Annotated in this window: 9 protein-coding genes; 6 read left to right on the forward strand and 3 right to left on the reverse strand. The window is 47.3% G+C overall.

What is annotated here, in order from left to right:
* A partial coding sequence (locus PHP90_RS12130) for a hypothetical protein (RefSeq protein WP_299930297.1) occupies positions 1 to 204 on the forward strand: 204 nt, incomplete at its 5' end.
* A gap of 6 nt (positions 205 to 210) precedes the next feature.
* Here PHP90_RS12130 and PHP90_RS12135 read toward each other — a convergent pair.
* Both PHP90_RS12135 and PHP90_RS12140 read right to left on the reverse strand, forming a co-directional pair.
* The gene (locus PHP90_RS12135) at positions 211 to 1431 is read right to left on the reverse strand and encodes a coproporphyrinogen III oxidase family protein (protein ID WP_299930301.1); all 1221 of its coding nucleotides are present in this window, start codon (positions 1429 to 1431) and stop codon (positions 211 to 213) included.
* A 2-nt stretch (positions 1432 to 1433) separates the two neighbouring features.
* Positions 1434 to 2042 carry a TetR/AcrR family transcriptional regulator gene (locus PHP90_RS12140; RefSeq protein WP_299930304.1) on the reverse strand — a complete coding sequence of 203 codons (609 nt, stop codon included), beginning with the start codon at positions 2040 to 2042 and terminating at the stop codon, positions 1434 to 1436.
* A 102-nt stretch (positions 2043 to 2144) separates the two neighbouring features.
* Here PHP90_RS12140 and PHP90_RS12145 point away from each other — a divergent pair, with 102 nt between their 5' ends.
* From PHP90_RS12145 to PHP90_RS12165, 5 genes are all read left to right on the forward strand, one after another.
* A complete protein-coding gene (locus PHP90_RS12145) occupies positions 2145 to 3380 on the forward strand; it encodes a TolC family protein (RefSeq protein WP_299930306.1) in 1236 nt (411 codons plus the stop codon).
* Positions 3377 to 4111 carry an efflux RND transporter periplasmic adaptor subunit gene (locus tag PHP90_RS12150; RefSeq protein ID WP_299930309.1) on the forward strand — a complete coding sequence of 245 codons (735 nt, stop codon included), beginning with the start codon at positions 3377 to 3379 and terminating at the stop codon, positions 4109 to 4111. The genes PHP90_RS12145 and PHP90_RS12150 overlap by 4 nt, the downstream gene beginning before the upstream one ends.
* Before the next feature lie 8 nt (positions 4112 to 4119).
* Entirely contained in the window at positions 4120 to 7161 is a 3042-nt protein-coding gene (locus PHP90_RS12155) for an efflux RND transporter permease subunit (protein ID WP_299930312.1), read from the forward strand.
* A 111-nt stretch (positions 7162 to 7272) separates the two neighbouring features.
* A complete protein-coding gene (locus tag PHP90_RS12160; protein WP_299930315.1) occupies positions 7273 to 9771 on the forward strand; it encodes a cation-translocating P-type ATPase in 2499 nt (832 codons plus the stop codon).
* 53 nt (positions 9772 to 9824) lie between these two features.
* Positions 9825 to 10751, forward strand: coding sequence for a class I SAM-dependent methyltransferase (locus PHP90_RS12165; protein WP_299930318.1), 927 nt, complete (start codon positions 9825 to 9827; stop codon positions 10749 to 10751).
* Here PHP90_RS12165 and PHP90_RS12170 read toward each other — a convergent pair.
* Positions 10736 to 11745: alkene reductase (locus PHP90_RS12170; protein ID WP_299930321.1), on the reverse strand; the 1010-nt coding region annotated here is incomplete at its 5' end. The genes PHP90_RS12165 and PHP90_RS12170 overlap by 16 nt on opposite strands.

An 11745-nucleotide genomic window follows, 5' to 3' on the forward strand; every position in this document is an offset into this window, starting at 1 on the left:
ATTCAAATGCGTTATCTGATCGATATACGGCTTGAGGGAAAAAGCCGCCTCTATCCTATTGATGCAAAGAATGAAACAGAGGCTATAGAACGTCTCAAGCTCCGTCTACCGCCACATCAGCGTGAATTTATCATTATCGATTCTATCGAAATCGATCCTACATCGATACCGGAAGACGATCCTTTTGGAGTCTTTTTACACTAAAGCTCTCTAATGGAGGATTCCGTCTTCTTTTGTAAGATCTTTGCGCATCGTCTCACGGACATAATCCATCCCGTTGTAAAACTCGCGCATCATTACCGAAAACAGATGCGCACCTCTCTCATTAACGTGATCGTTCTCTACCATACCACACATCTTTAAAAGGGTATTTTCAATCCATAAATGCTGTTTTGAGTCCTGTAAACCGAACATCTCCACCATCATCCGATATTGACGTATTGCACGTGGAGGAAATGTTGTCGCATGGGTGATAGGCAATTGCTCTTTAGATATCCGATCTGCATAAGCCGGGAGTGAAAACGTGTTTGCATAGAGGGTATCACCGATAAAGCTGAACGCCCCGCTTCCGATTCCGACGTACTCGCTTCGCTCAATCACATATTCATCGATAATCCCCTCACGTTCCAGCGACCATGCCCAGCTGGAGCGTTGGGTGTATATTCCTCTCATTCGTTCCATGATAATACGGTAGAAATCGGCATCTTTGCTATCACTGAGCTTTCCCCATCGCTTACTGAGATTCTCGCGTATCCCCGGTGCATACATCAGCGGATAAAAAGTCACTTGCGGCGGTCGAAGTCGTAAAATCGTATCGATCTCACGGTGCAGTTCTTCTTCGCTCTGGTCGGGATAATTGTAAATCATATCGATATTGACGATCGGAAAATCTCCCAACACTGCCGATACTTTTGCATACTGTTCATCAGCGGAACCGAATTTTTTATACCGTCCGATCTTTTGGAGATGGCGATCGTTAAAACTTTGTATCCCTATCGATAGACGGTCGATTTTTCCGTGCAGATCGGCATTTTCCAAATCACTCAGATGAGAGGGATCGCTCTCACACGAGACTTCACGAATCGCAAACAGCGATTTGGCTAAATCGATCGTCTCACCCAGTTCATGGGGAAGTATCGTTGTCGTCCCCCCTCCGAAATAGATCGAATCAAACCGATATCCCAGAGCATGAACCATACGCATCTCTTGATGCAGCAATTCAAAATAGCGTTTGGCACTCGGTTCGTCAAATCGAAACTTATGAAAAGAGCAGTACGGGCACAAAGTAAGACAAAACGGGATATGAATATAAAGAAGCAATGGTGTTTCATCGGATGCGGGAGGTAAAGATAGAGTAGAAGGGACTAAACGGAGGTACTTTTTTACCGCTCTCTTCATTACTGCAGACGCGATTTTTTCAATAATACTCATGATTATTGAAGCCCTTTTAAAAGTACTCCTATGCTGTACTCATAAATTGCTTCCATATTATCACTCATCATCAAGTGTCCATCGATCAACAGCGATGCGAGACCATGGATCGACGCCCATACCATAGCCGCTTGTATCAAAGGATTTACCTCTGCAATGATCCCCTCTTCTTGAGCTTCAGTTAGGAGACCGATGAGTGCGTACAGTCCCGTTGCTTGGGTTTCATCTTTATAATCGCATATCTCTTCACGTTCTTTACGGTACATCTCCCCAAAAAGAAGACGATACAGATTCGGATGCTCTATTGCAAAATTAAGATACTCCCGACCCATTCTCTCAAATCGCTCTGCAACGCTATACGTGCGATCTTCAAATATAGGGGTGAAGAGCAAATTAAGATGTTCATACCCTTTTTCGATGACTCCGAGTATTAACGCCTCTTTACTTGCAAAATGACGATACACTGCCGTTCGGGACGTACCCAATCGCTGAGTCAATTCTCGGAGTGTAATTGCATCAAGCCCCTCCTTGTCAATCATCTCCAAAGCTGTCTGCAACAGCTCTTCTTTGAGATTTCCATGATGGTAGGGGGAGGTCTTTTTATCTTTCATAACGACATTGTAACATGCATACTACAAATAGTGCACATTTTATGTTGACATTGTCCACATTTAATGTTAACATTGTCAACATATATTTTACCAAGGATAATCATGAGACATTTTGTTCTCCTTTCCTTTACCCTTTTGCCATTGATAGCTTCTGACCTAGCATCTTTGCTTCCGAGTGCTAAAACCAATTTGCGCGTTGCGTCCGCACGTCTGGAGATCCAGAAATCCCAGGCCCAGCTTGATGAGGCTAAAACTGCGTATTTCCCGACAGTCAGCGCAACTGCACTTTATAAGAAAAAAGATAGAACTCCCGCCTTTGAACCTAATAAAATCCAAGGTGCTGAAATAGGAGCCCAGATCAGTGTTTTTGACGGGTTTCGTCGTGAGGCGCTTCTCGATGCACTCCATGCATCCATGGCTTCAGCAACCCACTCACTGGCACAAGAAGAACAAAATGTCCTCATGGAGACCATCGCGGCCTATTATGACTATCTTGATACCCAAGACCGCCTGAAAGTCAATCAAGAGAAAAAAAAGGAACTTCTCTCTGAAGTCGAACGCTACAAGATACTTGTTCAAAACGATCTGGCCACGACCGATATTCTAAAATCGCTGATCGCATCGAAGCTGGAAGCCGATTATGACGAACAAAATCTCAAAATGCTGCTCGAAAAACATCGTAAACATCTCGAACTCCTTAGCGCAACACCGATCCATGAGCCGCTTCAGTACCGAGAACTTGCCATGCCAAGATTGACGAGCGTAGAGCGCCATGATCTGCAAAGCGATCAGGCAAATATCGATATCTTACACAATACCGAAGATCGTTATACCTATCTCCCTACTCTCACTCTCGAAGCAAAACACAAATACATGGAATACAGCGGTTACGATACGATGGGAGGAACCAATCTCCAACCTCTCAACCAAAACGAAATCACCGCCTCGCTTACCATGACGCTGTTTGATATGGGACGAATCGCAAAAGAGCGCGAACAAGCCCGGATCGATACCCTGAAAGCCAAAAATCTCCTGGATTACAAAACCCAAAGTCTGAACAATGACGCCGAAATAGCCCTGATGTCGATCCAAACTTCTCAACATGCCTATGAAGCGGCTAAAGCAGAAGAGGAAGCGAGAAGCGAAGCCTTCGGTTTTATCAAACAGCGTTTTGAAGCGGGGCTGGTCAACACAACGACCTATCTCAGTGAACTCACCAACCTTACCTACTCGCGTGCCAAAGCCCATAACGCGCTCAATACACTCCAAGTAGCAAAAGCCAGTGCCGCGTATGCCTATGGAATCGATCTTATGACATTAATCGAGGAGAAAAAATGAAAATTTTACTGATATCAACACTGACCGCACTCTCGCTTTGGGGCGATGTATATGCCACCTTTGAATCCCAAGCCTACCGTGAAGCGGCTCTGGGGATGAATGCATCGGGGATCGTTAAAAATCTCTCCGTCCAGAGCGGTGATCACGTCAAAAAAGGTGCACTGCTGCTCGAACTCGACAGCACCGAAGAGCAGCTCTCGCTTCAGATGGCAAAAGCCGATTTGGATGCCCTCACCAAAGAATGCAACTTTTTGAGCGATCAATACGCCCGTTATGAAAAAAGTGCTCAAGTATTCGATAAAAACACCCTCGATAAACTCAAATCCGAACTGGGAACAAAACTGGCTCAAAAGGAACGCACCCGATTATCGGTCGCCTATGCCGAACAAAAACTCTCCAAAATGCGTCTCGTTGCCCCGTTTGCCGGAAGCATTTCGGAAAAAAATATCGAGCTGGGAGACATGGTCTCTTCGATGGGTGGATCACCGCTGTTTAAACTCATCAGCGATCAAACCAAACTCCTCATCCAGTACGATTCCAAATTCGGCTCACAAGTCAAAGTGGGCGATCGTTTCTGCACCTCAATCGACGGTAAATCGACCGGAAAATGTACCAAAATCATCAAAATCTACCCATCCATCAACACTAAAAACCGTCAAATGACGGCTGAAGCGGATGGTTCAGGTCTGCGTCCCGGCACGTTCGGCGACGGCATGATCATGGCGAAATAGGGATTATTATGCATAAATTTGCCATTCTCCGTCCTATCACGACCCTTATGTTCGCCCTCGCCCTCATCTTTTTCGGACTGGTCGAACGCGGCAGTATGCCCTCCGCCCTCTACCCCAACGTCGACTTTCCGATTGTTATCGTCACCACCACCTATAAGGGGGCTAATGCCGACATCGTCGAGAGTAAAGTCAGTGACAAGATCGAAGAGGCGGTGAGCGGAATCTCAGGACTCGATACCCTGAGCTCGGACAGTTCCAAAGGGATCAGTGTCGTCGTCGCCCAGTTTAAACTCTCCAAAGATCTCAACGAAGCGGTCAACGATGTCCGCGATAAAGTTTCCAGTATCCAGCTCCCGAATGAAGTGGATAAACCTTCCGTTGATAAATACTCGATCACCTCTTCCCCCGTTATTACCCTCTTTTTAGCAGGTAGCGATACACAGAAGGTGATGAAACACGCCGATGAGATACTCAAACCCCGCCTTCAGCGGATCGAAGGGGTAGGCGGTGTAACCTTGGCCGGTTTGCGTAAAAAACAGATACTCATCACTCCGGATCCCGCCCTGCTCGCCAAATATTCCCTGACTATGAGTGATTTGACCGGAATTATCCGTGCTCAGAACATCCGCATGGATGGAGGAAAAACGGTTGATCCGGCACACGAGTACCAAATACTCATCGATAACGACAGTAAAACCGTAGAAGCGTTGTCCGCACTTCGTATACGTGAAGGGCTTAGTTTAGGCGATGTGGCAACAGTAAGCGATACATTGGCCGAAGAGCGCAGTTTCGCATCATTAGATGGCAAAGCCGGTGTTCTGCTTATGGTCAAAAAGATGACGGGTGCGAATGATATCGCTATCGCCGATGCGGTACGCAAACAGCTCCCATCCTTGCAAGCACTCGAACCGACCATGACCCTTACACCGTTGCAAGATACGACAGGATATATCCGTGATACCCTCGATGGGGTTCAATTCGACCTTATTTTAGGTTCCGTTCTCGCCTCACTCGTCATCTTCTTATTTTTGCGGAACTTCACCCTGACTATGATCGCTGCCGTCTCCCTGCCGGTATCGATTTTCGGGGTATTTGCGATCATGGGATGGAGCGGCCAAACGTTTAATCTTCTCACACTCACTGCCCTTACCCTCGCCATCGGGATCATCATCGACGATGCGATCGTTGTTATCGAAAATATCTTCAAACGCCTCGAAGCAGGCCGTGACCGTATCAATGCCGCCATCGAAGGGGTGAGTGAGATCATATTCTCTATCGTCGCCATCTCCTCTATGCTGTTGGCGGTTTTCGTCCCTGTTGCTAAAATGAGCGGAATCGTCGGACGTTTTTTTACCAGTTTCGGGGTGACGATTATCGCCGCCATCGTCGTATCGTTTGTTATCGCGATCACCCTTATCCCGATGATCGCCTCTCAAATCGCCAAAGGGAGTCATAGCCGTTTTTATCATAAAACGGAGCACTTCTTCGTCCGTATGGAGGAGATTTACCGTTCTCTCATCATGAGTGTTTTGAAATACAAAAAAACCACCCTCTTTAGTGCCCTGGGTATTTTCGTCGTCTCGATCGTCCTCTCAGGGACACTGGGGATGGTATTTATGCCAAAAGAAGATAAAAGTCAGTTTGACATCACCCTGAAAGCTCCTGTCGGAACCAGTGTCAGCGGTATGAAACAGCTCTCTCTCGATGCACAACAGCGTATCGGAAAAATGTCCGAAGTCGAATACTGTACCCTCTACGTCGGACGTGGAAATGATCAAAAAGCGAACGAAGCGGCACTCTATGTCCGGCTCAAACCGATCAAAGAACGCTCCCGCAGCCAAAGCGAAGTGATGAAAGAGACCCGTGCAATGCTGGAGAGTTTAAAAGGATTTACGATGACCAGCGTCACCGAAGTCAACGACATCGGAGGCTATGAGATCAATACTCCCTATCAAGTGATCCTCAAAGCGCAAAATATGGACGATGCGGAAGCCTCGGCACTCAAACTGATGAAACTCCTCAAAAGTATTGACGGGACGACCGATGTGCAAAGCAACATTCAGCCCAAAGCACCGCAGCTGAGCATCACTGTCCTCACCCAAAACGCCACACGCCTCGGTGTCAATGTCGATGAGATCGCCCGTACTATCGCCAGTGCCTATTCGGGAGATGCGACGATCACCTTTATCCGTGAACGGGGTAAAGAGTACGATGTCGTGATGCGTCTGGATGATACCAAACGTGAAAATATCGACGCTCTGAATAGTCTGAACGTCCGTACTTCGTCGGGGATTACCGTCCCTCTCTCTGCGGTTGTATCCATTACCCAAAGCTTCGCGCCGACCACGATCAAACGGTTCGACCGTCTCAAAAAAGTGATCGTCGGCTCAGATATCACCAAATCCCTTCCTCTCGATAAACTCGTCAAAATCGTCAATGAACGTCAAAACGAGTGGTTGGGTAAAGGGGTAGCCTATGAACTCGACGGCGATGCGAAACACATGCAGGAGAGTAACGAAGCCTTCGGCGTAGCGATCGGTGCCGCACTCGTCATGATCTATCTGATCCTCGCCGCCTTGTACGAATCACCGCTTCAGCCGCTCATCATTATGAGTGCGTTGCCTCTGAGCTTTACGGGAGCGTTTATCGGTCTGTGGGCGGCAGGGATGAATATGTCCCTCTTTAGTATGATGGGGCTGATGCTATTGCTCGGACTGGTGGGGAAAAACTCCACACTCGTCGTCGATGCCGCCAACCGTCTCCGAGATGCAGGGAAACCGCTCGATGAAGCCATCGTCGAAGCGGGGCTCTCCCGTCTGCGCCCGATCCTGATGACGACAACGGCGATGTGTTTCGGGATGCTCCCGCTCGCCCTCTCCGTCGGAGAAGGTTCTGGGGTTAAAGGACCGATGGGGGTCGCCGTCATCTGCGGACTGTTGCTCTCGACCCTCACCAGCCTTCTCGTTGTTCCGGCTCTCTATAAAGTCCTCGCACCGCTCGATGCGAAACTTCGTAAGCTGTATACGATTAAAAAAGATCCAACCGAATAAACATTCTCGTTCCCAACCTTTCTGTTGGGAATAGCCTATATGGTGCCTATCGATTTTTCACGCTAAAAGTGTACAATAGTACAATATCTTCGAAATCTAAAGCAGTCACACATGGGGATTCTTCCATTTTATAGAGGTCTAACATCTGCCGAAGCAACCAAACGACAAGTCGATGAAGGGTTGAACGAGCTTGATACAAAACACAGCCGTTCACTTCTGAAAATTGCTTTGGAAGTCGTACGCGAACCTATGTTCCTTCTCTTAATCGGTGCCGGAAGTATCTACATGTTTATGGGAGATCTGCATGAAGCGCTGATTCTGCTAAGTTTTATCTTTGTCATCATGGGTATCACCATCTTTCAGGAACGACGGACAGAAAAGGTATTGGAAGCACTTCGCGATCTTTCCAGTCCACGTGCTGTGGCTCTGCGAGATGGACAACAGGTCAGAATTCCCGGTATCGAAGTGGTAAGAGGAGACATTCTCATCATTTCCGAAGGGGATCGGGTTCCTGCAGATGGGAAAGTTATCTCCGCTCATGAACTGGCGGCCGATGAATCGATGCTGACTGGGGAATCGGTCGCTGTCGCAAAAACAGCTGATGAGTCACTTTTTGCCGGAACGATGATAATCAGCGGTCAAGGGATGATGGAAGTTAAAACGATTGGTATCCATACCGAGCTGGGGCGAATTGGTAAATCGTTACAGGCTATCGATTCGGAGACTTCGCCGCTTCAAGCTGAAACCGCTGCCCTGACTCGGAGACTTGCCTTTATCGGCGGTGGATTAAGCCTTATTGTCATACTCCTTTTTATCCTGTTTCGTGGAGGATTTTTGGAAGGAATCTTGGCAGGAATCACTCTGGCAATGGGAATCCTTCCTCAAGAGTTCCCCGTTATTATGATTATTTTTATGGCGTTTGGCGCACGTCGGATTGCGCACCATAAAGTATTAACCCGCCGTCTCAGTGCTATTGAAACATTGGGTGAAACAACCGTTTTGTGTGTCGATAAGACAGGAACGCTGACCCAAAACAAAATGGCTGTCGCTGCACTTATTCTGCCCGACAACACTTCGTATACCCCCGGATCAGAAGAACTTCCCGAACCCTTTCACGAGCTGCTAGAGTACTCGGTTCTCGCCAGTGAAATCGATCCGCATGATCCGATGGAAAAAGCGTTCCATCAACTGGCCCAAAAATATTTGCTCCATACTGAACATCTGCATGCCGACTGGAATTTAACCAAAGAATATGAACTCAAACCCGACCTGATGGCCATGTCACATCTTTGGCGTATCCCTGAAAACAATCGTCATGCCGTAGCGACAAAAGGTTCTCCCGAAGCGATCATCGATTTATGCCACATGAATGAAGCTCAGCGCATCCGCGTAGCAGAACAAGCATCTCAAATGGCAGATCGAGGATTACGCATACTCGGAGTCGCCAAATCAGTTTGCGTCGGCGAACAATGGCCATCGATCCAGCATGATTTTGATTTTGAATTTTTAGGACTTATCGGACTAGCCGATCCTTTGCGTGATGAAGTCCCTGATGCAGTCGCCGAATGTCAGCGTGCCGGTATTCGTGTTGTCATGATCACAGGCGATCACCCCCGAACCGCCAAGGCAATTGCCAAACAAGCCGGAATTGACGATACCCATACCATCAACGGCAGTGAAATAGAATCTCTTAGCCAAAGCGATCTCGCCAAAAACATCATCAATACTTCCGTCTTTGCACGTGTTACGCCCGAGCAAAAACTTCGAATTGTCAACGCGCTGAAAGAAAACGGCGAAGTCGTCGCTATGACAGGTGATGGCGTCAATGATGCACCCGCCCTTAAATCGGCACATATCGGTATCGCCATGGGGAAACGTGGAACCGATGTCGCACGCGAAGCCGCATCATTAGTCCTTCTAGAAGACAATATAAGTGCCATCGTCAAAACGATCAGGCTGGGAAGACGTATTTTTGCCAATCTTCGACAGGCAATGATTTATACAATCGCCGTCCATATCCCGATCATCGGGCTCTCTATTCTCCCCATCATATTTGGCTTGCCGCTAGTTCTGGCACCTGTCCATATTGTTTTTTTGGAACTGGTGATCGATCCGGCCTGCTCGATTGTCTTTGAAGCCGAAGAAGAAAAAGCCGATTGTATGCAAAATCCGCCCCGCTCTTTAAAAGAACCGCTAGTCTCCTCACGCCATCTTGTTTTGAGTCTTGTGCAAGGTTCCTTAACCTCTATAGCGGTAGCCTTGCTCTATTGGATCACATTGATGTCAGGAGTAGAAACGGCTCAGGCAAGAACCATGGCTTTTATCGCCTTGGTAACGGCCAACGCCGTTTTAATCTTTAACAGCCGCTCACCCCAGTTTGATTTGTATCAGTCATTTGCAAAGATTTCCAAGGTCGGAATTTGGGTTATCCTAGCCACAATATTCAGCCTCATTGTAATCACGATGACCCCTGCAATTACACCGTTCTTTATGTTTTTTCCCCTTCCGCTATTGCATTGGTTTATTGCGTTTAGTGTAGGGTTGGGAATGTTTTTTATTTTTGAAGCCGTAAAATTTTTTATTCCACCGACCCTACCAATACGCAGATAGTGTCATTGTCACTGACCTGCTATACTTTCACCACTTTTATCAAAGAACTATGAATGAACCTAGACGATTTACAGCACCTTTTACATACGAATGCCGCTACCGTAACCGAAGAATATACCCGTCTCTTTCACGGTCGAGGCAATACGTACGGCGAATATCGGTTTCTCACCGTAGACAGTGTCGACAAAGTGCTCTTTGCCGTGTTGTTTGACGCGGATGAGCAAGAAGAGGCGATCATCTCGATGTTACGTAATTTCTTTTATGCTGAAGGAAAATGGGAAGCATTGGTCGTTCAACAGCGCTATCTCCCCTCTTCACCCTCGACGGTAGTCGCAGGTAAACTTCCCGAGCAATGTTTTGCGATCGAAAACACTCTCAAATATCACATAAACTTTCTCAATGCCCAAAACATCGGTTTCTTCCCCGATATGAAGCTCGGGCGTGAATTTGTCCATAAAAACTCACGCGGTAAAAATGTCCTCAATCTCTTCTCCTACACCTGCTCTTTTTCCGTTGCAGCGATTGCAGGGGGAGCGACGGCGGTTGCCAATGTCGATATGAACAAAAATGTCCTCTCGATGGGAAGAGAAAATCATCGCCTCAACGCCTTTGATACCAAAAAAGCGGAGTTTATGCCCTACAATATCCTCAAATCATGGAGCCGTATCCGTAAAAGCGGGCCATATGATCTGATCATCATCGATCCACCCAGCTTTCAAAAAGGCTCATTCGCCGCAACAAGCGATTACGAAAAGATCATACGCAGACTGAATGAATTCGCGGCAGAGGAGTGCATCGTCCTCTCGGCACTCAATGCTCCCGAACTGGGCACCGAGTTTATCAAAACCCTTTTCCGTGAAAATGCACCGGAGTTTCAGTATGTCGAGAGGTTGGAGAATTTGGAGAGCTTCCCCGAAATCGAGGAAGAGCGAAGTCTAAAGAATCTGATATTTAAGAAAGAAGCTTACAAAGTCGGATAATCCAGATACCCTTGTTCATCCTGCGTATAAAAGCTATCGGGATTTGGGGTATTTAGTTCGGCCTGACTTCTAAAACGCTCTGGTAAATCAGGATTAGCTAAATAAAGAGCCCCGAAGGCTACCGCATCGGCAAGACCGCTTTGAATCGCCTCATTTCCCCGTTCTAGAGTATAGCCGCCGTTTGCGATCAAAATACCGTTGTATGCCTTTCTCAGAACACCGATGTCAACGACATTCGCCCCGTGCCGGATATCCCCCTCGAGAGCATCGATAACATGGAGATACGCAAGATCGAAAGCATTGAGTTTTTCGCAGATGTAGGAAAAATGGAACTTCGGATCGGAATCTTTCATATCGTTAAAGGTACCGCTGGGAGAGAGCCTTACACCTGTATTTTCTGAACTGATAGCAGCACAAACCGCTTCCACAATCTCCAAAAGAAACCGTGCCCTATTCTCAATAGAACCTCCGTATTCATCTTCTCTGTGATTGCTTCCGTCACGCAAAAACTGATCAATCAGATAACCGTTGGCTCCGTGTACTTCCACACCGTCAAATCCGGCTTCCATCGCATTTATGGCACCTTTGACATAATCTTGGACAACACTTTTAATCTCATCGATTGTAAGAGCGTGCGGCGTAACAAACTCCTTCATCCCCTCATAGGTATAAATACTGCCGGAGGGCTTGATGGCTGAGGGAGCATCCGGTAATTCGCCGTTATGAAACGACGGATGGGAAATTCTTCCGACATGCCATAACTGCAAAAAGATTCTCCCCCCCTGGTCATGTACCGCTCTGGTCACTTTTTTCCATCCCTGCACCTGCTCAGGTGTATGAATACCGGGAGTATAGGGATATCCGACGCCTTTCGTCGAAATCTGGGTAGCCTCGGTAATAATAAGTCCCGCAGAGGCTCTCTGGGCATAATAGTGTGCCATCATATCATTGGGAACATTGTTCTGAACACTTCGGCACCGTGTCATCGGTGCCA

Source organism: Sulfuricurvum sp. (assembly GCF_028712165.1).
Taxonomy (GTDB): Bacteria; Campylobacterota; Campylobacteria; order Campylobacterales; family Sulfurimonadaceae; genus Sulfuricurvum.